The organism is Herbaspirillum lusitanum P6-12, from assembly GCF_000256565.1.
GTDB classification, from domain to species: domain Bacteria; phylum Pseudomonadota; class Gammaproteobacteria; order Burkholderiales; family Burkholderiaceae_D; genus Herbaspirillum; species Herbaspirillum lusitanum.
Genome location: NZ_AJHH01000166.1, coordinates 1 through 22,496 on the forward strand (window position 1 = coordinate 1; position 22,496 = coordinate 22,496).

Consider the following 22,496-nt stretch of genomic DNA (forward strand, 5'->3'; position numbering starts at 1 on the left):
GCCTTTTTGTTGTTTTTCCCTGATTTTCAACAAAAACGCGCGGATTTTTCGCCCCATCGTTTGGCGATATCTGCGAAAATTCGGCTTCTTTTTAAAACCTGCCTCCGCTGCAGCGTCGCCGCGATCCGGAACGCCAGCACGAGCAACAGGTCCACGAAGGTTCTGCCAGCCAGGGAGCGCACCAGATCCGGAACATTCCGATCCAGCCTTTCAACTTGCAGCGACATTGTTTTGACCGGTTTGCCCATATCAAAAAGCAACCGTCCGAGCGCGTAAGCTTTTCGCCCAGGCGCAGTCGAAGTTTTAACTGAACTGAACGCATGACCCTGATCCCGCATGCGTTCTCCTGGAGAACCTATGAAATTCCGTTTCCCCATCGTCATCATCGACGAAGATTTCCGCTCTGAAAACACTTCCGGCCTCGGCATCCGCGCCCTCGCCGACGCCATCAAGGAAGAAGGCATGGAAGTGCTGGGCGTAACCAGCTACGGCGACCTGTCGCAGTTTGCCCAGCAGCAATCACGTGCGTCCGCCTTCATCCTGTCGATCGACGATGAAGAATTCGGCGCCGGCTCGTCCGAAGAAACCGACTTTGCGCTGAAATCCCTGCGCGCCTTCGTCGGTGAAATCCGCCACAAGAACGCCGACATCCCGATTTACCTGTACGGCGAAACCCGCACCTCGCGCGACATCCCCAACGACATCCTGCGCGAACTGCACGGCTTCATCCACATGTTCGAAGACACGCCGGAGCGCCACATCATCCGCGAAGCCAAGTCCTACCTCGACGGCCTGGCGCCGCCGTTCTTCCGCGCGCTGGTGCACTACGCGCAGGACGGTTCGTATTCGTGGCATTGCCCTGGCCACTCGGGCGGCGTGGCATTCCTGAAGTCGCCGATCGGCCAGATGTTCCATCAATTCTTCGGCGAGAACATGCTGCGCGCCGACGTCTGCAACGCCGTCGAAGAACTCGGCCAGCTGCTCGACCACACCGGTCCGGTGGCCGATTCGGAACGCAATGCGGCGCGCATCTTCAACGCCGACCATTGCTACTTCGTCACCAACGGCACCTCGACCTCCAACAAGATGGTGTGGCACTCGACAGTGGCGCCGGGCGACATCGTCGTGGTCGACCGCAACTGCCACAAGTCGATCCTGCACTCGATCATCATGACCGGCGCGATTCCGGTGTTCCTGATGCCGACCCGCAATCACCTCGGCATCATCGGACCGATCCCGCTGGAAGAGTTCACGATGGAAAGCATCCGTCGCAAGATCGAAGCCAATCCGTTCGCCCGCGAAGCCGTCAACAAGAAGCCGCGCATCCTGACCATCACGCAATCGACCTACGACGGCGTGGTGTACAACGTCGAGACGCTGAAGGAAATGCTGGACGGTGAAATCGACACGCTGCACTTCGACGAAGCCTGGCTGCCGCACGCGACCTTCCATGATTTCTACAAGGACATGCACGCGATCGGCAAGGACCGTCCGCGCGCCAAGAAGTCGATGATCTTCTCCACCCAGTCGACCCACAAACTGCTGGCCGGCCTGTCGCAAGCATCGCAAATCCTGGTGCGCGAATCGGAAACCGTGCAGCTCGATCAGGACGCCTTCAACGAAGCCTTCCTGATGCACACCTCGACCTCGCCGCAATACTCGATCATCGCGTCGTGCGACGTCGCCGCGGCGATGATGGAAGCGCCGGGCGGCACTGCGCTGGTGGAAGAAAGCATCCTCGAAGCGCTGGACTTCCGCCGCGCCATGAAGAAGATCGACCAGGAATTCGGCCAGGACTGGTGGTTCCAGGTGTGGGGACCGAACAGCTTCTCCGCCGACGGCATCGGCGAGCGCGAAGACTGGGTCATCAAGGCGGAAGACGACTGGCATGGTTTCGGCAATCTGGCGCCGGGCTTCAACATGCTCGACCCGATCAAGGCGACCATCGTCACGCCTGGCCTGTCGCTGGACGGCAAGTTCGGCGAGAACGGCATCCCGGCCTCGATCGTCACCAAGTATCTGGCGGAGCATGGCGTTATCGTCGAGAAATGCGGCCTGTATTCCTTCTTCATCATGTTCACCATCGGCATCACCAAGGGCCGCTGGAACACGCTGGTGACGGCGCTGCAGCAGTTCAAGGACGACTACGACAAGAACCAGCCGATCTGGCGCATCCTGCCCGAGTTCGCCGCCGCGAACCAGGGCCGCAACGCGCGCTACGAGCGCCTGGGCCTGCGCGACCTGTGCCAGCAGATCCATGAAACCTATCGCGCCTACGACGTCGCGCGCCTGACGACGGAGATGTATTTGTCCGACATGCAACCGGCGATGAAGCCGTCCGATGCGTTCTCGAAGATGGCCCATCGCGAGATCGACCGCGTGCCGCTGGACGAGCTCGAAGGCCGTATTACCTCGATCCTGCTGACGCCTTACCCACCGGGTATCCCGCTGCTGATCCCAGGTGAAATCTTCAACAAGACCATCGTCGACTATCTGAAGTTTGCGCGCGATTTCAACGAGAAATTCCCGGGCTTCGAAACCGACGTGCATGGCCTGGTCAAGCGTGAAGTGAACGGCCGCCGCGATTACTTTGTGGATTGCGTGCGCCAGTAAGCGGCAACGCCGGACGTAAGTAAAAAGCCGATCCGGGAAACCGGATCGGCTTTTTTATTGCCGGGATATGCCTGAAACAACCACCAGCTATCGCAGGAAAATCATTCCCGCCATGGCGCCCCCGAACAGCAGCCACAAAGGATGCAGCTTGGTCTTGAGCGCAATGATGGCTGTCGCCGCCGTGATCGCCGCGAGGATGCCGTTGCTGATCGAGGCATGCGCAATCAGTGCGGCGCTGGCGGCCACCAGGCCGGCGGTCACCGGCAGCAAGCCGGATTGCACGTGACGCCGCCACGGCCGGTCCTTGAAACGCTCCCATACGTGCAGCATCAGGATGGTCACCAATGACGACGGGCCGAACTTGGCGATGGTCGTGACCAGCATGCCGTAGAAGCCGGCCACGTGCCAGCCGACCAGCGTCACGATCATCAGGTTGGGTCCGGGCGCGGCCTGGCCGAGTGCGAACAGCGCGCTGAAATCTTCCGCCGTCATCCAGTGGTGCACTTCCACCACCTGGCGCTGCATCTCCGGCAGGATGGTGTTGCCTCCGCCGAAGGCCAGCACCGACAATTCCGAAAAAATCAGTCCGAGCGCGATCAGGGTCTGGATCATGATGCGGCTCCCTTCCTGGCCTCGTCTTTCGCGGCAGTCTTCCCGGCGAACCTGGCGGTGATCGCCACGCTCACCGGGGTCATCACCAGCATGGTCCACAGCAGGGGAATGCGCAGCCAGGCGATGGCGATGAAGCAGATCGTCGCCAGTCCGGCCAGCACCAGGTTCTTGCGCAGCGGCAGCGCGATCTTGACCGCCATCTGGATCAGCAAGCCGGACGCGGCCGCGGCCAGCCCGGCGAACAAGTGCTTGATCAAGGGATCGTGCTGGTAGTGCTGGTAAAGAATCCCCAGCATCACCACGACGATCGAAGGCACCGCAATCAAGCCGAGAATTGCCGCCAGCGCGCCTTTGACGCCGCGAAAGCGCATGCCCAGCGCCACCGACAGGTTGATGATGTTGCCGCCCGGCAGGAACTGGCACAGCCCGAGCAGTTCGACGAATTCGTCTTCGCTGAGCCAGCGATGGCGCTCGACCACCATGCGGTGCGCCAGCGGCAGCGCGCCGCCGAAGGCTGTCATGCCGAGCCCGAGGAAGCCGAGGAACAGCTCGCGCGAGGTCGGCACGACACGGATTTCCGGCATGACCGGCGGAGTGGATGAAAGCGGATTGTTGTCGTTGAGCATGCTGTTGGCCTTCTGTTCTGCCTTCTGTTCTGCGCGGCCGTTGCGACCACAGACAGAAGGCTACTCTTGCGTCGTTATTTTGTCTAATATATGGCAAGCACATCAACCATATATAAATCATATGTCAACCATCGACCTGCGCCTGCTGCGCTATTTCATCGCCGTCGCCGAAGAAGGCCACCTGACCAAGGCCGCGCAACGCATCGGCATCCAGCAACCGCCGCTGAGCCAGCAAATCCGCGCGCTCGAAAAGGAGCTTGGCGTGACGCTGTTCAACCGCCTGCCGCGCGGTATGGAACTGACCGAAAGCGGCCAGGCGTTGCTGACGGATGCGCGCCAGATCCTGGCGCAAGTCGACTCCACCGTGGCCGGCGTGCGACGCATCGCGCGCGGCGAGCTCGGTCGCATCGCCGTGGGTTTCACCGAATCCGCCTCGTTGCATCCGTTCGTGCCGACCGTGATCCGTGCGTTCCGCGACGCCGTGCCGGACGTTGCATTGACGGTGGAGGAAAGCAGCACCACCGACCTGGTGGCGCTGATGAGCCAGAATCGCATCGACGTCGCCTTCATCCGCTCGCCAGTGGGCGACGTCAGCGATATCACGATCGAAACCATGATGGTGGAAGAAATGATCGTCGCCCTGCCCGCGGCCCATCCGCTGGTGCGCAACAAGCGCCGCAAGAGCGTGGCGCTGGCGGCGCTGGCCGAAGAAGTGTTCATACTCAACCGGCGTCCCAGCGGCCCCGGCCTGTACGACACCATCATCGCCGCCTGCCGCGCCGCCGGTTTCAGCCCGCGCGTCGAACAGGAAGCGCGCAAGAACCTGTCGACGCTGAGTCTGGTAGCGGCAGGCTTGGGCATCTCCATCATCCCGGCCTCAATGCGCCACGTCGAACTGGAGTCGGTCAGCTATCTCGGCATCGATGACGCGCCCGACTTGAAAGCGCCGCTGCATCTGGCGTATCGCGACAGCGGACAATCAGGGGCGGTAAAGCGGTTTATTGCAGAGGCGAGGAAATGCGCGAAGGCAGCCGGAAAGCGCTGACAGTCCACCAACGAAAAACAGCCGCATGTTCGGGAAACATGCGGCTGTTTTTTGAGAGCGATACAAGAAAGCGATACGGATCAGGTCTTCGGCAAAGTCACCCCATGCTGCCCCTGATACTTGCCGCCGCGATCCTTGTACGACGTCTCGCAGATCTCGTCGCTTTCGAAGAACAGCACCTGTGCGCAGCCTTCGCCGGCATATATCTTGGCCGGCAGCGGCGTGGTGTTGGAGAACTCCAGCGTGACGTAGCCTTCCCATTCCGGCTCGAACGGCGTGACGTTGACGATGATGCCGCAGCGCGCGTAGGTCGACTTGCCGAGGCAGATCGTCAGTACGCTGCGCGGGATGCGGAAGTATTCGACCGTGCGCGCCAGCGCGAACGAGTTCGGCGGGATGATGCAGACGTCGCCGTGGAAATCGACGAAGGATTTTTCATCGAAATTCTTGGGATCGACGATGGTCGAGTTGATGTTGGTGAAAATCTTGAATTCGTTGGCGCAGCGAATGTCGTAGCCGTAGGACGAGGTGCCGTAGGAGACGATCTTCTGGCCGTTGGCCTCGCGCACCTGACCGGGCTCGAACGGTTCGATCATGCCTTCGCTTTCCGCCATGCGACGGATCCATTTGTCGGATTTGATTGCCATTGTCTTTTTGGAAATAAATTGCGGTAAAAGTGCTGCAATTCTACGCTAATCGCGGCATCGTTCTTCAAATACTCCATGCCGGGCCATCAACGCTGCATGGTCTCCCACACCTTCTGCAGCCGCTTGACCGACACCGGCATGGGCGTCTTCAACTCCTGCGCGAAGAGCGACACGCGCAGCTCTTCCAGCAGCCAGCGGAATTCCTGCATCTTGGGGTCGCCGGCGCCGTGGTCTTTTTGCGCGCGCTGCCACGGCGCGGCGACCTGGGTCCATTCGGACAGCAGGCGCGCATCGCGGGTCGGATCGGCGCGCAGCTTTTCAAGGCGCACGTTGATCGCCTTGAGGTAGCGCGGGAAATGCATTAGGTTGTTGTAGTCGCTGTCGGCGATGAAGCGCTTGCCGACCAGGTTCTGCAACTGCGACTGGATGTCGGCCGAGGCCTGCGCATGCGCCTTGATGGTTTGCAGTTTCTTCGGCAGCGTGTAGTACTCGGCCAGCACCAGTCCTGCCAGGCGTGCGATTTCATTGACCAGCAGGCCGAAGCGCGCCTTGCCCTCTTCCTTGCGGCGGTTGAACTCGTCGGCGTTCTTCGGCAGCGGCTCCTGCATGAAGGCGCGCTCCAGGCCTGCGGACAGGATCTGGTCGCGCAACTCTTCCTGCGATCCCAGCGCCATGAACTGCATGCCCATCTGCTGCAGGCCGGGGATGTTCTTTTCCTGATACTTGAGCTGCTCTTTCAGTTGCAGCGCAAACAGGCGGCGCAAGCCGGCAAAATGCTGGCGCGCGGCGTCGGCGGGATCGTCGAAGACTTCGAGATCGCAATGGGTCTTCTTGTCGACCAATGCCGGGAAGCCGATCAGCGTCTGTGACTTGCCCGAATTTGGCCCGACTGCGCCACGCTGGATTTCCAGCAGCTCGGGCAGCTCGCCGAAGGTCCAGTTGGTGAGGTTGCCATATTCGGAAACCGACGCCGCGCTCGCGCCTGAAGGAGCCGCCGCAGTTTTTCCGGCTGCCGGTTTGGCGCTGGTTGCAGCCAAAGTTGCAGCCGCCGGCGTCGCAATCCCGGTAATCGCCGTCTGCTCGGCCAGTTTCTGGAACTGCTCGCGCGCCTGTCCGCCGAATTCGGCTTGCAGGCTGCCGAGGTTGCGCCCCATCTCCAGCTGGCGGCCGTGCTCGTCGACGATCTTGAAATTCATCGCGTGATGCGCCGGCAAGGTCTCCTGCTTGAAGTCCGTGCTCTTGACCATGATGGTGATCTGCTCGCGGATGTCGGCGATCAGCGCATCGATCAGGTCGCCCTTGCCGAACAGGTGACGCTCCTCCATGCGCGCGCAGAAACCGGCGGCGTAATCGGGCAGCGGCACGCAATGGCGGCGCAGCTTTTGCGGCAGCGACTTGAGCAGCAGGTGCACCTTTTCCTTGAGCATGCCGGGCACCAGCCATTCGCAGCGCGCGGCGGATACCTGGTTCAGCGCGTACAGCGGCACCGTCAGCGTGACGCCGTCGCGCGGCGTGCCGGGTTCAAAGTGATACGACAGCGCCATCGACAAACCCGCCACCGTCATGGTCTTGGGGAACAGCTCGGTGGTCACGCCTGCGGCTTCGTGACGCATGAGGTCGTCACGGTTCAGGAACAGCAATTTGGGGTCGGCGTTGGCAGCGGTGGCGTCCTTGTGCCACTTCTCGAAAGTAATGCCGTTGCAGATGTCGGCCGGAATCAGCTTGTCGTAGAAGGCGGCGATCAGTTCGTCGTCGACCAGCACGTCGAGGCGGCGCGATTTGTGTTCGAGGTTTTCGATCTCGCGCACCAGCTTCTGGTTGTGCGCGAAGAACGGTGCGCGCGTGTCGAAGTCGCCGCCGACCAGCGCGTCGCGGATGAAGATTTCGCGCGCTTCCTGCGGATTGATCAGGCCGAAGTTGATGCGGCGTTGGCTGTACACCACCAGACCGTACAAGGTGGCGCGTTCGGATGCGGTGACTTGCGCGCTGCGCTTTTCCCAGCGCGGTTCGCCCCAGGATTTCTTGAGCAGATGGCCGCCGATGCGCTCCAGCCATTCCGGCTGGATCTGCGCGATGCAACGCGCGTACAGGCGCGAGGTGTCGACCAGCTCTGCGGCGACGATCCACTTGCCTGCTTTTTTCTGCAAGCTGGAACCGGGCCAGATGTGGAACTTGATGCCGCGCGCGCCAAGGTAATGCGGATCCTCATCCGACTTGAAGCCGACGTTGCCGAGCAAGCCGGTCAGCAAGGCGGTATGCAATTGCTCGTAGGTCGCCGGCGCTTCGTTCATGCGCCAGCCCTGCTCGCGCACGATGGTCAGCAGTTGCGAATGGACGTCGCGCCACTCGCGCAGGCGCAACTGCGAGAGGAAATTGGCGCGGCAATGGTCTTGCAACTGGCGATTGGATTTCTTGTGCTCGACGGCTTCTTCGAACCACTTCCAGATCCGCAGGTAACTCTGGAATTCCGATTTCTCGTCGGCGAATTTCTTGTGCGCCTGGTCGGCGGCGGCCTGCGCTTCCATCGGACGATCACGCGGATCCTGCACCGACAATGCCGAGGCGATGATCAGCAATTCGGAGAGGCAGGCATTCTCGCGGCCGGCCAGGATCATGCGGCCCACGCGCGGATCGAGCGGCAACTTCGCAAGTTGATTGCCCAGCGGCGTCAGCTGGTTGAACTCATCGACTGCGCCGAGCTCCTGCAGCAACTGGTAACCATCGGCGATGGCGCGGCCCAGCGGCGGCTCGATGAAGGGGAAGGTTTCTACATCGGCGAGATGCAGCGACTTCATGCGCAGGATGACCGAGGCCAGCGACGAGCGCAGGATTTCCGGCTCGGTGAATTTCGGTCGCTGCAAATAATCCTGCTCGTCGTACAGGCGGATGCACACGCCCGCGGCAACGCGGCCGCAGCGGCCGGCGCGCTGGTTGGCGGCAGATTGCGCGACCGCCTCGATCTGCAGTTGCTCGACCTTGTTGCGGTAGCTGTAACGCTTCACGCGCGCCAGACCGGCATCGACCACGTAGCGGATGCCGGGGACGGTCAGCGAAGTTTCGGCGACGTTGGTGGCCAGCACGATGCGGCGCGCGTTGCTCGATTTGAAGACGCGTTCCTGTTCTTGCGCCGACAGGCGCGCAAACAGCGGCAGGATTTCGACGTGCGGCGGATGGTGCTTGCGCAGCGCCTCGGCGGCGTCGCGGATTTCGCGTTCGCCGGGCAAAAACACCAGCACGTCGCCGGAGCCGATGCGCGCCAGTTCATCGACGGCATCAACCACGGCGTCCATCAGGTCGCGCTGGTCGCGGTCCTTCTGCGCTTGCGTCGCTCGACCTTCGGCTCTGGCGCGGGCATTGGCCACTTCCGGCGCAAGATTGCTGCGGTCGGCATTGTCGACCGGGCGATAACGGATCTCGACCGGATACAGCCGGCCCGAGACTTCGATCACCGGCGCCGGCTTGAGCTCGCCGTTGACTTCCGTGCCGAAGTGGCGCGAGAAACGATCGGCGTCGATGGTCGCCGAGGTGATGATGACCTTGAGGTCGGGACGCTTCGGCAGCAGCTGCTTCAGGTAGCCGAGCAGGAAGTCGATGTTGAGGCTGCGTTCGTGGGCCTCGTCGATGATGATGGTGTCGTACTGGCGCAGCAGCGGATCGGTCTGCGTCTCCGCCAGCAGAATGCCGTCGGTCATCAGCTTGACCCAGGCGCCCTTGCTCAGCGTGTCGTTGAAGCGCACCTTGAAACCGACGTGTTCGCCCGGCGGCGTGCCGAGTTCCTGCGCGATGCGCTTGGCGGTCGACGACGCGGCGATGCGGCGCGGCTGGGTGTGGCCGATCAGGCCCTTTTCGCCACGACCGAGTTGCAGGCAGATCTTGGGCAACTGGGTAGTCTTGCCGGAACCGGTCTCGCCGCTGACGATGATGACCTGGTTGGCTTGCAGCGCCTCGGCGATTTCCTGGCGGCGGCCGGAAACCGGCAGCTCTTCGGGGAAGGTGATCTCGGGCAGCGGGTTGCGCACCTGGACACGCGGCGGTGCGGCAACGCGCGACGACTGCTGGGCGGACTTATTTTTGGGCTGGGGAGCTTGGGGGGAATTGGGGGCGGACATAACGGCTGGCATTATACCTACTCCCTGCGCTTGGCCTGCCCGGCGGACCCAAAACGGCTCTTTTCGCACGGGTGAAACAGCCCTGCAACATTGCGGTGCAAAAAACTGCCTTGCGCCAAACATCTGCGGTACGACTGGTTATAATGCGCAACATGGAAAATGACACCGATTTCGCCAGCTTCGTGGCCTGGCTGCGCTCCGTAGCGCCTTACGTCCACGCCTTCCGCGGCAAGACTTTCGTGATCGCCTTCCCGGGCGAGCTGGTCACGGCCGGCGGGCTGGCCGTGCTGGCCCAGGATCTGTCGCTGTTGCATGCGCTGGGCATCCGTATTGTCGTGGTGCACGGCTCGCGACCGCAGGTCGAAGAGCAACTGGCGCTGCGCAACGTCGAGGCGCGTTTCCACAACGGCCTGCGCATCACCGACCCGGCCGCGTTGGAATGCGCCAAGGAAGCCGCCGGCGAGTTGCGCCTGGACATCGAAGCGGCATTCAGCCAGGGCTTGCCCAACACGCCGATGGCGCACGCGGCGATCCGCGTCATCTCCGGCAACTTCGTCACGGCGCGCCCGATGGGCGTGATCGACGGCGCCGACCTGCAGCTGACCGGCATCGTGCGTAAAGTCGCGGCCGACACCATCCATCCCATCCTCAATGCCGGCGGCATCGTGCTGCTGTCGCCGCTGGGCTTTTCGCCGACCGGCGAGGCCTTCAACCTGGCGATGGAAGACGTGGCGGTCACCGCCGCCATCGCGCTGCGCGCCGAGAAACTGATTTTCCTGACCGAAACACCGCTGATGCACGACGCCGGCGGCACTGACATCCGCGAACTGTCGTCGCACCAGGCAGAGGCCGTGCTGCAGGCCAACTTCCTGCCGCCCGACGCTGCCTTCTACCTGAAGAGCGCGGTCAAGGCCTGTAATGCGGGCGTCTCGCGCGCCCACATCGTGCCGTTCTCCACCGATGGTTCGGTGCTGCTGGAGCTGTTCACGCATGACGGCATCGGCACCATGATCACGTACGAGAACCTGGAAAGCCTGCGCGAAGCCACCATCGAAGACGTCGGCGGCATCATCAAGCTGATCGAACCGCTGGAGGCGGACGGCACGCTGGTCAAGCGCGGCCGCGAGCTGATCGAGCGCGAGATCCATTACTTCTCGGTGATCGAGCATGACAACGTGATCTTCGGCTGTGCCGCGCTTTATCCTTTCCCGAAGGAAAGAATGGGCGAAATGGCCTGCCTGACCGTCAACCCGGAAGTCCAGGCGCAGGGCGACGGCGAACGTATCCTCAAGCACATCGAGACGCGCGCGCGAGAGTCGGGCCTGAACAAGCTGTTCGTGCTGACCACGCGCACTTCGCACTGGTTCCTGCGGCGCGGTTTCGTCCCGGCCACCGTGGACGACCTGCCAAAGGATCGCCAGCACATGTACAACTGGCAACGCAAGTCACTGGTGCTGATCAAGAATCTATAATGTAGAAATCAGGACGTGAGATTGCATTGCCATGCGCTCAACCGCTGACTTCCCTAAGCCGGTCTCATGTCTTCCCTGAATACGTCATCAATGTTTTAACCAAGGAATCAACATGGCACGCACCATCCACTGCATCAAACTGAACAAGGAAGCCGAAGGCCTCGACTTCCCGCCGTACCCGGGCGAACTGGGCAAGCGCATTTACGAAAGCGTATCGAAGGAAGCCTGGGCCGGCTGGCTCAAGCACCAGACCATGCTGGTCAATGAAAACCGCCTGATGCTGGCGCGCGCAAGTACCTGGCCGTGCAAATGGAAAAGCATTTCTTCGGCGAAGGCGCCGACGCAGCGCAAGGCTACGTCCCGCCACCGGGCGACTGAGCTGCACGCTGAACCGTGCTTCCGCGGTTCAGGCGCATTGCGCCGCCTGGACCGCATCCCTTTTGCTGCCCTTCCGCCTCGCTTCCTGCCTCGCTTCCTGCCTCGTCCTTCCTGTTTCTTGCCTGCTTCGGATTTTTCCATGCCTGGCCGGTCGCATGCCGGTCACGACGCCTTTGCCCTGCCTTCCGTAGAATAGCCGTCGCGCCTCCCCTTCGATCACCATCAGGAAAACATGTCCCTGCTCCGCCCCGCTTCACTGGCCCGCTGCCTGCTCCCCTTGTTCCTGACCGTCGGCGGCGCCCATGCGCTGGCCCAGACGCCGCCGGCGTTGCCCTTGCCCGCCGGCGTCAGCCAGGGCCCGTCTGCCGAAGGCATCACCGAATACCGCTTCAGCAACGGCTTCAAGCTGCTGCTGATGCCTGACGCCAGCAAGCCTACCGTGACCGTCAACATGACTTACCTGGTCGGCTCGCGCCAGGAGAACTACGGCGAAACCGGCATGGCGCATTTGCTGGAACACCTGATGTTCAAAGGCACGCCGCAGCACGGCGCGATCCCGCAAGAGTTCAGCAAGCGCGGCATGAGCTTCAACGGCTCCACCTCGCTGGACCGCACCAATTATTACGAATTCTTCCCGGCCGGCGATGAGAACCTGCAATGGGCCATCGTCATGGAAGCTGACCGCATGCTCAATTCCTTCATCGCGCAGAAGGATCTCGACAGCGAAATGACGGTGGTGCGCAACGAATTCGAAAGCGGCGAAAACTCGCCGGGCTCGGTGATGGTCAAACGCATGCAAAGCATCGCCTTCGACTGGCACAACTACGGCAACTCGACCATCGGCAACCGCAGCGACATCGAGCACGTGAAGATCGAGAACCTGCAGGCCTTCTACCGCACCTACTACCAGCCCGACAACGCCGTGCTGCTCATCGCCGGCAAGTTCGATGCGGCCCAGGTGCTGCAATGGGTGGACCAGAGCTTTGGCCGCCTGCCCAAGCCCAAGCGCACCCTGCCCGCGTTCTGGACGGTCGAGCCGACCCAGGACGGCGAACGGCAATTCGTGATCCGCCGTCGCGGTGACCAGCAACTGGTGGCGCTGGCCTACAAGATGCCCTCCGCCCTGCACCCCGACGCCACCGCCCTGGGCTTTGCCGCCGACATCCTGGCCGACACACCCAACGGCCGACTGCACAAGCTGCTGGTGGAAACCGGCAAGGCCAGCGCGATCATGCAATTCCAGTTAAGCGGTTATGCGCCGGGACTGCAGATCATCGGCGCAGTCATCAAGAAAGGCGAGCCGCTGGAGCCGGTCCGCAAAGCGCTGACCGACGCCATCGAATCGTTCGCGACCACGCCGCCCACCGATGCCGAGATGGCGCGCGTGCGCGTGTCCAATGCCAACGGTTATGAACGTCTGCTGAGCGACCACCAGCGCATCGGCATCTCGCTGTCGAACGTGCTGGCGCTGGGCGACTGGCGCCTGCTGTTCGCCGGACGCGATCAGGTCGACGCGATGAGCGCAGAGCAAGTCGCCGGCGCCGCCGCGAAATATTTCCGCCGAGACAACCGCACGGTGGGACTGTTCATTCCTGAAGACCAGCCGCAACGCAGCGAGATTCCGGTTGCGCCAAGCCTGGAAAGCGCACTGCAATCGTACCGTCCGCGCGCTGCGATCGCCACCGGCGAAGTCTTCGATACCTCCCCCGCCAATCTTGATCTGCGCACCACGCAATTGCGCGTGGGCGGCCTCAAGCTGGCGTTGCTGCCGAAGAAAACGCGCGGCCAGACCGTATCGGTGCGCATCAAGCTGGATTGGGGCGATGAAAAAACCTTGTTCGGCAAGAAGACCATCGCGGCCATGACCGACGAGATGCTGTCGCGCGGCAGCATGTCCATGACGCGCGAACAACTGGCGGATGAATTTGCGCGCCTCAAGATCGCCGGCGGCGTGTACAACTTCCAGACCACGCGCGGCAATCTCGATGCGGCGCTGAAGTTGATGGCCGACGTCCTGCAGCATCCGCGTTTCGAACCGGCCGAGTTCGAGCAATTGCGCAAGCAGTTGCTGGTCAGCCTGGAATCCTCGCGCAACGATCCGACCGAACGCGCCTCCGAAGCCTTGTCGCTGCACTTCGACCACTATCCCCCCGGCGACTGGCGCGCAGCGCGCACCATCGTCGGCGACTTCGATCCAGATACAGCCGCACGCGTGATCCAGCAAACCCTGGCCGGCTGGAAGAGCGCCGCGCCGTATCAACGCATGCTGCAGGACTACGCCGAGGTGGCGCCGACGCGCCAGTTCATCAACACGCCCGACAAGGAAAACGGCACCTACCTCGCCAAGCTCGGCCTGGATATCCGTGACGAAGACGTCGACTATCCTGCCCTGGTGGTCGCCAATTACCTGATCGGCGGCGCCAGCATGAAGTCGCGCCTGGCCGACCGCGTGCGCCAGCGTGAAGGACTGTCGTACAGCATCGGCACGTCCTTGTCGGTCGGCGCGCTCAGCAATGCCGGCCAGTTCGGCATCGGCGCCATCGCCGCGCCGCAAAACCTGGACAAGGTCGACGCCGCCATCCGCGAAGAATTGCAGCGCCTGATCACGGAAGGCTTCACATCGGAAGAACTGGACCGCGCCAAATCCGGCATCCGCCAGCAACGCGAACAATCGCGCGCGCAGGACGACACCATCAGCAACGGCTGGGTCAACCTGCTCGATCTCGATCGCACCTACGCCTGGGCGGCGCAACTGGACGACCGCATCGCCGCGCTGACGCTGGACCAGCTCAACGACACGCTGCGCAAGAGGATCGTGCCGGCGAAGATGAGCGTCGCGATTGCGCGGGATGAGGAGAAGGCGAAGTAGCCTTGAAACAGGCCATGCGTCTCAATGAAAAAGCCGCCCACAAGGGCTAACACGTTCAGTTAAGCCCAATCAGCTTCGTTTTTTGAAGCAACAAGAGCCGTAAAACCAAGAGGCGCCGCTTCGAATTTTTTTCGTAGCGGCGTTTTTTGTTTCAACTGAACCGCATTAGGGACTTGCCGGAAATTTTCTATGATTAAAATGTCAATTTCCCAACTATGCGCTAAGGGGTACGTATGCTGTACAACGGAATCGAAGTCACTGATCCAAACGCGATTTGGTGGATTGAAGAGAATCAGCGAATAAAGGCGTTACCCATCATTAGCAAGCATTATTTCGTCACGTTGGGTTCAAAAACCAGGAATGGCGGCGTAGTTCATACAGCCACCTCAGGCCGAACAATTGACGGTATTTCGGTGGCGCTAGTTGGCGATGAGGTGCGTTATCCGAATGGCGAAATTGCCACCATCATGTCAGGCGCGGGCGCTGCGTCGATATATGACGGAAAGTGCCTTGCCGTTGAGGGTAGCCACGCCAGCAATGGCGACGTCATCGAAACCAGTAACCAGAAAGGTCATGGTCTGGTTGTTCGAGCAGGCATGCCACCCGTCCTCGGTTTCTTCCAGGAGAGATACATGCCGCCCTCATTGGAAGCCTCGCTGGCATGAAGCGCTTCTACATTTTCGAAGGTGACAAGACCTCATCTGGTGGGATCCCAATCGCATCTCAAGACCACTCTACATGGCATGGACGTTATTACATCATGCTTAACGATAAGGTCTACTGCCCAGCGTGTAAGAAGACCGGCACGATCATTGGACAGGGCCCGCGTCTGGATGACAACTGGATGGGAAAGCGTCCAGCCCTTAATGACGACATCTGTGTCTGTGATTGCAGGCCAGCGCCAAAACTGATCGCTTATCAGGATAATGATTGGCAGATGATGACAGCGGAAGAAGTCGCCTATCAGGGTGGCGGGGCGGCTCAGAACGTAGCTGCCACCGCCCCAATCTCGCAATTTTTTGGCTCAACACTTGGTGACGACGAGACTCACGCGATCCGGTTTCAAGCGCTCGATCCCGAGACGGGCGACCCTATGCCCAAGTGCGCCTACACCCTGATGCGCGAGAACGGCGCTCAGCATGGTGGTGTCACGGATCGGGAGGGCTTCACGGAGGTCATCGAAACCGCACGACCTGAACAGATCGGCGTCCACTTCATGTTCAAGTCTCCCAAGGGTGAAACCATTGATCGAGAGGACTTGACAGCATGAGCGACATTCGCAACGAGGATCTCAAGACGGGCACCTTTGACACTTGGGCCGTCATCGAAGCCAAGCGGGCTGCCACGGTCAATACCGTGCAGGTGAAGGTCAATCACAAAGCCGCAACGCGACAGGGAATCATCGTCGAAATTCGGCGCAAGAAGTTCGAGTTCAAGACCCGTTCCGACTGGAAGGCAAAGGAGCCTGCAACGAGTCCCAATCCTGATTGGGACTACAAGGCAATTGCGCTTCACCATGCAGGAAACAGCTATAGCTGTGCCGCCGATGGGGCCGCCGAGCTTTGGAAGGCTGAGACAACTGACATCAGTTCGTTTGGGCATCTCAGCTACCACTACGCCATCGACTGCCAGGGGGTGATTTACGAAGCTCTTGATATGCGCTTTCGAGGTGCTCACATCGAAGGCGGCAACACCGGGGTGATCGGTATCGTTTTCTTGGCTGACTTGAGCGTGCGCGGAGAGGCCGAGAAATACGGGCCAGGTGCATGGAACGTCACGAAGAAGCGTGGCGTCATCGCTGGCGTCAAAGAGTGGATCGGCGAACAGAAGGACAAGGTGGCCGTCGTGCATGACGAGCCAACTGAAAAGCAGCTTGAGGCTGTTTCTACCTTGGTCAAAACGCTGCTCCAGTTCTTCGACATCAAGACCCTCGGCGGCCATCGCGAGTTCGCTAAGACCCACGGCACCAACCGGGCATGCCCTGGCGTCTACGGGATGATCATCGCGGACACGATACGTCGAGATTTCAACTTGGTTGCACCATGAAAAGCCTACTTGTCAAAGTTGTGCTCTGCGTGGTAGCGACGGGTGCGCTGTGGGCCTTCGTTGGTGTCGAGCGCATCGTCGGAGATCACGAGGTCGGCGTCTCTTGGGAACCGTTCATCAAGCATCGAATGTCCCTGCAAGTCCGCTTCGAAAACCCTGCGCAGAAGGGGCTTGAGTTGCCCCCCATTGATGAGCTTTCTGCATCTGAGCGGGCCGCGTTCATCGAGTTCTGTGAACTGCGTTTTGGCGATGCTGATGCAACCCGTTGCTACGCGCGAGTTGCAGATCGACGGGTCTAGCGCAAACGCCCACTTGAGATGATGCGATATTCCGACGATGCCCACGGCGGCTGGACAGGAGGATATATCAAATATGGAAAAAATAAACCTCCGATTACAATCGTCTATGTGTCAAGAAAAACCTTAGATCAGCCAGAGGGGCGTCCCGCATATTTTGAAAGTACATGGGTGGAAGTTGCTACGTCAGACGTTACAGGGAAATATATTGTTGGATCTCAAGGCTCCAACGTTTATTCGGTTGAGTACATAATCGTAAATCCGGGAAAAAAATATTCATTTGACGAAAGTGCTGAACGAAATTCTACAGATGATGGATGCAAGTGGTAATTTGAAAGGCCGGGACCGATCAGAACTCCAGCTTCTTCACCCCATCCGGCGTCCCCAACAAACAAACGTCAGCCCCCTGCCGCGCAAACAAGCCCACCGTCACGACGCCGACGATGTTGTTGATCGCCGCTTCAATCTCGGCCGGCTCGGTGATGCTCAGCCCGACCACATCGAGGATGTAGCAACCGTTATCGGTCACCAGCGGCTTGCCGTCCTTCAGGCGCAACTTCGCCTCGCAACCGAGCGCGGATAACTTGCGCGCCGCCACGCTGGTCGCCATCGGAATCACTTCCACCGGCAGCGGGAACTTGCCGAGCACGTCAACCAGCTTGGAACCGTCGGCGATGCAGACGAATTTCTGCGCCACCGAGGCCACGATCTTTTCGCGCGTCAATGCCGCACCACCGCCCTTGATCATCGCACCCTGGGCATTGATCTCGTCGGCGCCGTCGATGTAGACCGGCATGGTTTCGACGTCGTTGAGGTCGAACACCTTGATGCCGTGGCCGCGCAGGCGCTCGGCGGTGGCTTCCGATGACGCTACGGCGCCCTTGATGCGGTCCTTGATCCTGGCCAGCTCATCGATGAAGAAGTTGGCGGTGGAGCCGGTGCCGACGCCGATGATTTCGCCGTCGACCACGTAGTCGATGGCGGCGCGGGCTACCGCTTGTTTGAGTTCGTCTTGAGTCATGACTATGGAAATGATTGGTTAAAACAATTAGTGGGAATCTTCCGGCTTCTCGTCCAGCGTCTCGAACAGCGCGATCTGCAGGCGCGAGTGCAGCTTGACCAGCTTGCTCCATAACAACCACAGCAGCCCGGCCGCGCCCAGCAGCACGAAGGCCAGCAGGTTGAGCGGCGGCAAGATGCTGGCGCTCAGGACAAAGATCAGCAACATGATACCGAGAATCGACATCACCGGTATCACTTCGGAAATCACGCGCCGCACGCCGGAGGTGTAGGCGCCGGCGAATTCCGGCTTGACCCCGACTTCGGCCAGCAGCATGGCCAGCGCCTGCAGCTTGCGGTAGGTGGCGATCAGGAACGGCAGCGATAATACCAGAGCGCCGCCCCAGATCACGGCCTTGCGCACCTGCTCATCGCCTATCCAGGTCGACAGCCGGCCGCCGATGCCGTCCACGAAGAAGGCGCCGCACAGGAAGATCGCCACCACCAGTGCGATGTTGACCAGCACCTGCACCAGGATGCGCCGGATGATCTTGCTGATCTCCGCCTTCTCGCCTTGCGGTTGCAGGCTTTCCAGCCAGCTTGCATACATGCCGAAGATGCCGGAAATCTTTTTCGGCACCAGTTCGACCGCCTTGGCCGACAGCGGATCGGCGGCCTTGATCAGGTAAGGCGTGAGCAGCGCGGTCACGGCCGACACCGCCACCACGATCGGGTACAGGAAATCGCTGGTGACCTTGAGGCTGACGCCGAGTGCGGCGATGATGAAGGAGAACTCGCCGATCTGCGCCAGGCCCATGCCCACACGCATCGGCGTGCGGCCGCCGTGGCCGGCCAGGAAGGTGCCGATGCCGCAGCTGAACAGTTTGCCGAATACCACCGCGAAGGTGATGACCGTGATCGGCAACCAGTATTTGGCCAGCACGTTCGGGTCGAACAGCAAGCCGATGGCGACGAAGAAGATGGCGCTGAACATGTCGCGGATCGATTCGATGATGCGTTCGATGCGGTGGATCTGGCGCGATTCGGCCATCACCGCGCCGACCAGGAAGGCGCCCAACGCGACGCTGTACTCAAGCTTCATGACCAGCAGGCAGAAGCCGAACAGGATCCCCAGCACCGTCACCAGCAGCATCTCGTTGCTCTTGAAACGGGCGACGTAGTTGAGCAGGCGCGGCACGATCAGAATGCCGACCACCAGCGACACCACCATGAACAGCAGCAGCTTGCCGACCGTGTTGACGACTTCGCCGGAATCGACCGAACCGCTGGTGGCGATGCCCGACAGCAGCGCGATCATGCCGATGGCGAGGATGTCTTCGACGATCAGGATGCCGAAGATGATCTGGGCGAACTTCTCGTTCTTCATGCCCAGTTCATTAAGCGCCTTGACGATGATGGTGGTCGACGACACCGCCAGCATGGCGCCGAGGAAGACCGCGTCCATGGTCTTCCAGCCGAAGTAGATGCCGATCTCGTAGCCGATCCAGATCATCAGCATGATCTCGGCGACGGCCGCGACCACGGCGGTGGCGCCGACCTTGGCCAGCTTCTTGAGGCTGAATTCCAGACCCAGCGAGAACAGCAGGAAGATCACGCCCAGCTCGGACAGGATGTGAACGGTCTTGTCGTCCTGGATCAGGTTGAACGGCGGCGTGTGCGGGCCGATGATGACGCCGGCCACGATGTAGCCCAGCACCACCGGCTGCTTGAAACGGTTGAACACGACGGTGACGACGCCGGCGATCAACATGATCACGGCAAGGTCCTGGATAAACAGTTCAACAGCATGCATGCGTACGATTTCCCTTCTGGTCTGCCGCCGGGCGGCAAGGTTGATGATGTGTGACTGGCAATGAACACTGTCGCATGTGCACGCTTGCCAGGCGTTTTCGGATTGGACGCGCCATGTTCGCCGTCTGCGCGGCAATACTTCAGTGCGTCGATACGTGAAATGGATGGGCGCCGTGACCGGGCCAGCGCAGGCTGAATCTCGATCGGGTTCGCTTGTATGGTTCGCTGGTCGCAGCGGATTCGGCTTAGTCAGACTACCTGCAGCCGATATGGGTACGACGATTGGATTTGGTGCATCGGACAAAGTTGCTGCACCGTATCGTCGCTGGCAGGCGCAAAGTTAGCACAGACGAGGAGCGCTCTGCAAATTTTATCGAGATGCGAACAGTCAATATCGGCGCGGGCCAGCGCATCTCCCGTCGACTTGACGTCCGCAAAAAAACGCCGCAGGCACAGAAAGTGCTAAGAAGTTGGCTTTGCTGCTGCGCCCTACTCCGGCACACGCACCTGAATTTCGGCAGCTTTTTCGTCAAACGCGATCCGTGTGGCGAACTTGGCTCGCTTCATCGGGAAACGCGACTGGAAGTGACGGACATTTCCGGAGCCGGAAATGACGCGGCGCACGAACTGATAGTACGCATCCATATCGATCACATGCACCGCCAGAAAATAGTCATATTCGCCCGACACGAAGTAGCACTGCATCACTTCGGCCTCCTTGGCCATGCGCTGCTCGAACTCCTGCATATGCTCGTCGGACTGGTTGTTGAGCGAAATCTCAAGGAAAGCCAGCATGCCGTAGCCCAGCGCAAACGGGTCCACCATCGCCACTTCAGCGTTGATGATGCCGGCTTCGCGCAGCTCGCGGATGCGCCGCAGGCAGGTCGGTTGCGATATATGCAATTTCTCCGCCAGGATACGAGTCGGAATCTGATTGTCCTTTTGCAGCAGGTTCAGGAGCTTGCGATCGACCTTGTCGAGCGTATGGTATTTGGGCATAAAAACGAAAGTTCAATTTTTTTCAATTCGGCACTCAAAAAACCTTTGCAAGCCGTTTCTTATGTTGTACCGTCTGCATTATTCGGAAACCGACGTTGAATAGTACAGGGTGTTTTGTATCTGCGAAACGTCTCTGAATAAGCAAAAAAGAGGCTGTTGCAAAATCAGGAACATCGGCCGCTTCGGAGGAAGACAACGAAGGATGCGAGCCGGAAGAGATTTTCAGCAGTCCTGAGCAAGCGTAGTTTATTTCAATCTACAGAGGGAATTTATGAAACTCAAGAGCACAATTATTCCATTGACCGGCGCCATCGCACTGGCTTTTGCCGGCGCAGCTTATTCACAGGAAGTCATCAAGATCGCTCACGTCGGTCCACTCTCCGGCCCGAACGCCCACATGGGCAAGGACAATGAAAACGGCGCCCGCATGGCGATTGACGAACTGAACGCCAAGGGTTTCATGATCGGCGGCAAGAAAGTCAAATTCGAACTGATCGGTGAAGACGACGCATCGGATCCGAAGCAAGCGACTGCCGTCGCCACCAAGCTGGTCGACCAGAAGGTCGCCGCAGTTATCGGTCACTTGAATTCCGGCACCACCATCCCGGCATCGAAGATCTACAACGACGCAGGCATCCCGCAAGTGTCGCCATCGGCCACCAATCCGAAGTACACGCAACAAGGCTTCAAGACCGCCTTCCGCGTGGTCGCCAACGATGCGCAACTGGGCGCCGTGCTGGGTAAATACGCCGTCACCGCACTGAAGACCAAGAACGTCGCCGTCATCGACGACCGCACCGCATACGGCCAGGGCGTTGCTGAAGAATTCGCCAAGGGTGCACAAGGCGCGGGCGCGACCATCGTCGGCAAGCAATTCACCAACGACAAGGCAACCGACTTCAACGCGATCCTGACTTCGATCAAGGCCAAGAAGCCTGAAGTCGTGTTCTTCGGCGGCATGGATGCTGTCGGCGGCCCGATGCTGCGTCAGATGAAGCAACTGGGCATCACTGCCAAGTTCATGGGCGGTGACGGTATCTGTACCGGTTCCCTGCCAGGTCTGGCAGGCGATGGCTTGATCGACGACCAGGTCGTCTGCGCTGAAGCAGGCGGTGTGGACGAGTCCGGCAAGAAGGGCATGGACGACTTCCGCGCAGCCTACAAGAAGAAGTTCGGCATCGACGTGGTCTATAACGCTGCATACGCTTACGATGCAACGCTGACTGTCGCCGACGCAATGAAGAAGGCAAATTCGGCTGATCCGGCCAAGTACCTGCCTGAACTGGCAAAGATCAGCCACAAGGGCGTGACAGGCACTATCGCCTTCGACGCCAAGGGCGACATCAAGAACGGTTCGCTGACTCTGTACACATACAAGAAGGGTGAACGCACCCTGCTGGCTGTGGTCAAGTAAGCTTCCGCTTCTGCAGCTTTTGCATGAGAACGCGCCTGATGAAAGTCAGGCGCGTTTTTTATTGTCGATACGATTTACGGAACGTGCGACAGGGGGAATGCTGCAGGCAATAAAAAAGCGCCCTTGCGGACGCTTTCGATGCGGCATGCGTAGTGCTTACTTCAGCGTCAGCACCCATTTCACCAGCGTGCGCGCTTCGGCTTCCGACACTTGCGCGTTGGCCGGCATCGGGATCGCGCCCCACACGCCGGAACCGCCCTTCAACACTTTTTGCGTCAGCTTGTCTTCGGCATCCTTCTGACCGGCGTACTTCTTCGCCACGTCCTTGAACGCCGGACCGACGATCTTGGTCTGGATCGAATGGCAGGCCATGCAGTTCTTTGCCTTGGCCAGATCTGCATTGGCAGAAGCCTGGGCGGAGACGCCGAATGCCAGCACAGCTGATGCGATGAATAGAAGCTTTTTCATTATTACCCTCCAAGAAGTTCTGCGTATTCTACAACCGATTGGAAGAACAGCTGTATGCGCTCCGGCTTTTTTACTACTTGCGCATGGCATT

19 protein-coding genes and 1 pseudogene are annotated in these 22,496 nt (G+C 60.2%); 11 read left to right on the top strand and 9 right to left on the bottom strand.

The genetic code is table 11. The annotated features are described in order from the left end of the window. Nucleotides 1-26 precede the first annotated feature (26 nt). Nucleotides 27-338 carry a hypothetical protein gene (locus HLUSI_RS0105575; protein WP_016833032.1) on the bottom strand — a complete coding sequence of 104 codons (312 nt, stop codon included), beginning with the start codon at nt 336-338 and terminating at the stop codon, nt 27-29. A gap of 19 nt (nt 339-357) precedes the next feature. On the opposite strand from HLUSI_RS0105575, the gene HLUSI_RS0105580 reads away from it, so the two are divergent. Next, nucleotides 358-2,613: an arginine/lysine/ornithine decarboxylase gene (locus HLUSI_RS0105580; RefSeq protein WP_016833033.1), complete on the top strand. Its 2,256-nt coding sequence runs from the start codon at nt 358-360 to the stop codon at nt 2,611-2,613. Between the two features lie 87 nt (nt 2,614-2,700). Here the strand turns inward: HLUSI_RS0105580 and HLUSI_RS0105585 are convergent, their stop codons facing one another. Next, nucleotides 2,701-3,225 carry a chromate transporter gene (locus HLUSI_RS0105585; protein ID WP_016833034.1) on the bottom strand — a complete coding sequence of 175 codons (525 nt, stop codon included), beginning with the start codon at nt 3,223-3,225 and terminating at the stop codon, nt 2,701-2,703. Continuing rightward, nucleotides 3,222-3,851, bottom strand: coding sequence for a chromate transporter (locus HLUSI_RS0105590; protein WP_016833035.1), 630 nt, complete (start codon nt 3,849-3,851; stop codon nt 3,222-3,224). The genes HLUSI_RS0105585 and HLUSI_RS0105590 overlap by 4 nt, the downstream gene beginning before the upstream one ends. 121 nt (nt 3,852-3,972) lie before the next feature. On the opposite strand from HLUSI_RS0105590, the gene HLUSI_RS0105595 reads away from it, so the two are divergent. Then, a complete protein-coding gene (locus tag HLUSI_RS0105595; RefSeq protein WP_016833036.1) occupies nt 3,973-4,896 on the top strand; it encodes a LysR family transcriptional regulator in 924 nt (307 codons plus the stop codon). Between the two features lie 80 nt (nt 4,897-4,976). On the opposite strand, the gene dcd is transcribed toward HLUSI_RS0105595, so the two are convergent. Further along, entirely contained in the window at nt 4,977-5,543 is a 567-nt protein-coding gene (gene dcd / locus HLUSI_RS0105600; RefSeq protein WP_016833037.1) for a dCTP deaminase, read from the bottom strand. Nucleotides 5,544-5,629: 86 nt separating this feature from the next. Then, the gene (gene hrpA / locus HLUSI_RS0105605) at nt 5,630-9,664 is read right to left on the bottom strand and encodes an ATP-dependent RNA helicase HrpA (protein WP_085943993.1); all 4,035 of its coding nucleotides are present in this window, start codon (nt 9,662-9,664) and stop codon (nt 5,630-5,632) included. 131 nt (nt 9,665-9,795) lie between these two features. Here hrpA and argA point away from each other — a divergent pair, with 131 nt between their 5' ends. The 8 genes and pseudogenes from argA (at nt 9,796) to HLUSI_RS32385 (ending at nt 17,043) form a co-directional block, all read left to right on the top strand. After that, a complete protein-coding gene (gene argA, locus HLUSI_RS0105610) occupies nt 9,796-11,124 on the top strand; it encodes an amino-acid N-acetyltransferase (RefSeq protein ID WP_016833039.1) in 1,329 nt (442 codons plus the stop codon). A 112-nt stretch (nt 11,125-11,236) separates the two neighbouring features. Beyond that, a pseudogene (locus HLUSI_RS27175) lies at nt 11,237-11,502 on the top strand (oxidative damage protection protein). A 232-nt stretch (nt 11,503-11,734) separates the two neighbouring features. After that, nucleotides 11,735-14,371, top strand: a complete 2,637-nt coding sequence (locus HLUSI_RS0105625) for a M16 family metallopeptidase (RefSeq protein ID WP_016833040.1) — start codon at nt 11,735-11,737, stop codon at nt 14,369-14,371. Between the two features lie 233 nt (nt 14,372-14,604). After that, nucleotides 14,605-15,036, top strand: coding sequence for a PAAR domain-containing protein (locus tag HLUSI_RS27180; RefSeq protein ID WP_016833041.1), 432 nt, complete (start codon nt 14,605-14,607; stop codon nt 15,034-15,036). Then, nucleotides 15,033-15,641 carry a PAAR domain-containing protein gene (locus tag HLUSI_RS30935; protein WP_016833042.1) on the top strand — a complete coding sequence of 203 codons (609 nt, stop codon included), beginning with the start codon at nt 15,033-15,035 and terminating at the stop codon, nt 15,639-15,641. The genes HLUSI_RS27180 and HLUSI_RS30935 overlap by 4 nt, the downstream gene beginning before the upstream one ends. Continuing rightward, complete coding sequence (locus HLUSI_RS0105640) at nt 15,638-16,417, top strand: peptidoglycan recognition protein family protein (protein ID WP_016833043.1); 780 nt, start codon at nt 15,638-15,640, stop codon at nt 16,415-16,417. The genes HLUSI_RS30935 and HLUSI_RS0105640 overlap by 4 nt, the downstream gene beginning before the upstream one ends. Further along, entirely contained in the window at nt 16,414-16,716 is a 303-nt protein-coding gene (locus HLUSI_RS32380) for a hypothetical protein (protein WP_157137754.1), read from the top strand. Before HLUSI_RS0105640 ends, HLUSI_RS32380 begins: the two co-directional genes overlap by 4 nt. A gap of 21 nt (nt 16,717-16,737) precedes the next feature. Then, the gene (locus tag HLUSI_RS32385) at nt 16,738-17,043 is read left to right on the top strand and encodes a hypothetical protein (protein ID WP_162098055.1); all 306 of its coding nucleotides are present in this window, start codon (nt 16,738-16,740) and stop codon (nt 17,041-17,043) included. A gap of 19 nt (nt 17,044-17,062) precedes the next feature. Here HLUSI_RS32385 and rpiA read toward each other — a convergent pair whose 3' ends face one another. The 3 genes from rpiA to HLUSI_RS0105660 all read right to left on the bottom strand — a co-directional run bounded on the left by rpiA (nt 17,063) and on the right by HLUSI_RS0105660 (nt 20,523). After that, complete coding sequence (rpiA, locus tag HLUSI_RS0105650; RefSeq protein ID WP_016833045.1) at nt 17,063-17,734, bottom strand: ribose-5-phosphate isomerase RpiA; 672 nt, start codon at nt 17,732-17,734, stop codon at nt 17,063-17,065. A gap of 27 nt (nt 17,735-17,761) precedes the next feature. Next, nucleotides 17,762-19,525, bottom strand: a complete 1,764-nt coding sequence (locus HLUSI_RS0105655) for a cation:proton antiporter (RefSeq protein WP_016833046.1) — start codon at nt 19,523-19,525, stop codon at nt 17,762-17,764. Nucleotides 19,526-20,013: 488 nt separating this feature from the next. Then, entirely contained in the window at nt 20,014-20,523 is a 510-nt protein-coding gene (locus tag HLUSI_RS0105660; RefSeq protein ID WP_016833047.1) for an Lrp/AsnC family transcriptional regulator, read from the bottom strand. A 271-nt stretch (nt 20,524-20,794) separates the two neighbouring features. Here HLUSI_RS0105660 and HLUSI_RS0105665 point away from each other — a divergent pair, with 271 nt between their 5' ends. Beyond that, on the top strand, nt 20,795-21,937 hold the full coding sequence (locus tag HLUSI_RS0105665; RefSeq protein WP_029363170.1) for a branched-chain amino acid ABC transporter substrate-binding protein: 1,143 nt from the start codon (nt 20,795-20,797) through the stop codon (nt 21,935-21,937). Between the two features lie 156 nt (nt 21,938-22,093). Here the strand turns inward: HLUSI_RS0105665 and HLUSI_RS0105670 are convergent, their stop codons facing one another. Continuing rightward, nucleotides 22,094-22,405, bottom strand: coding sequence for a c-type cytochrome (locus HLUSI_RS0105670; protein ID WP_016833049.1), 312 nt, complete (start codon nt 22,403-22,405; stop codon nt 22,094-22,096). Nucleotides 22,406-22,496 lie beyond the last annotated feature (91 nt).

Bases quoted from the DNA above. Each gene is read 5' to 3' on its own strand.
- HLUSI_RS0105575 (WP_016833032.1), bottom strand. From the start codon at position 338: ATGCGGGATCAGGGTCATGCGTTCAGTTCAGTTAAAACTTCGACTGCG.
- HLUSI_RS0105580 (WP_016833033.1), top strand. From the start codon at position 358: ATGAAATTCCGTTTCCCCATCGTCATCATCGACGAAGATTTCCGCTCT.
- HLUSI_RS0105585 (WP_016833034.1), bottom strand. From the start codon at position 3,225: ATGATCCAGACCCTGATCGCGCTCGGACTGATTTTTTCGGAATTGTCG.
- HLUSI_RS0105590 (WP_016833035.1), bottom strand. From the start codon at position 3,851: ATGCTCAACGACAACAATCCGCTTTCATCCACTCCGCCGGTCATGCCG.
- HLUSI_RS0105595 (WP_016833036.1), top strand. From the start codon at position 3,973: ATGTCAACCATCGACCTGCGCCTGCTGCGCTATTTCATCGCCGTCGCC.
- dcd (WP_016833037.1), bottom strand. From the start codon at position 5,543: ATGGCAATCAAATCCGACAAATGGATCCGTCGCATGGCGGAAAGCGAA.
- hrpA (WP_085943993.1), bottom strand. From the start codon at position 9,664: ATGCCAGCCGTTATGTCCGCCCCCAATTCCCCCCAAGCTCCCCAGCCC.
- argA (WP_016833039.1), top strand. From the start codon at position 9,796: ATGCGCAACATGGAAAATGACACCGATTTCGCCAGCTTCGTGGCCTGG.
- HLUSI_RS0105625 (WP_016833040.1), top strand. From the start codon at position 11,735: ATGTCCCTGCTCCGCCCCGCTTCACTGGCCCGCTGCCTGCTCCCCTTG.
- HLUSI_RS27180 (WP_016833041.1), top strand. From the start codon at position 14,605: ATGCTGTACAACGGAATCGAAGTCACTGATCCAAACGCGATTTGGTGG.
- HLUSI_RS30935 (WP_016833042.1), top strand. From the start codon at position 15,033: ATGAAGCGCTTCTACATTTTCGAAGGTGACAAGACCTCATCTGGTGGG.
- HLUSI_RS0105640 (WP_016833043.1), top strand. From the start codon at position 15,638: ATGAGCGACATTCGCAACGAGGATCTCAAGACGGGCACCTTTGACACT.
- HLUSI_RS32380 (WP_157137754.1), top strand. From the start codon at position 16,414: ATGAAAAGCCTACTTGTCAAAGTTGTGCTCTGCGTGGTAGCGACGGGT.
- HLUSI_RS32385 (WP_162098055.1), top strand. From the start codon at position 16,738: ATGCGATATTCCGACGATGCCCACGGCGGCTGGACAGGAGGATATATC.
- rpiA (WP_016833045.1), bottom strand. From the start codon at position 17,734: ATGACTCAAGACGAACTCAAACAAGCGGTAGCCCGCGCCGCCATCGAC.
- HLUSI_RS0105655 (WP_016833046.1), bottom strand. From the start codon at position 19,525: ATGCATGCTGTTGAACTGTTTATCCAGGACCTTGCCGTGATCATGTTG.
- HLUSI_RS0105660 (WP_016833047.1), bottom strand. From the start codon at position 20,523: ATGCCCAAATACCATACGCTCGACAAGGTCGATCGCAAGCTCCTGAAC.
- HLUSI_RS0105665 (WP_029363170.1), top strand. From the start codon at position 20,795: ATGAAACTCAAGAGCACAATTATTCCATTGACCGGCGCCATCGCACTG.
- HLUSI_RS0105670 (WP_016833049.1), bottom strand. From the start codon at position 22,405: ATGAAAAAGCTTCTATTCATCGCATCAGCTGTGCTGGCATTCGGCGTC.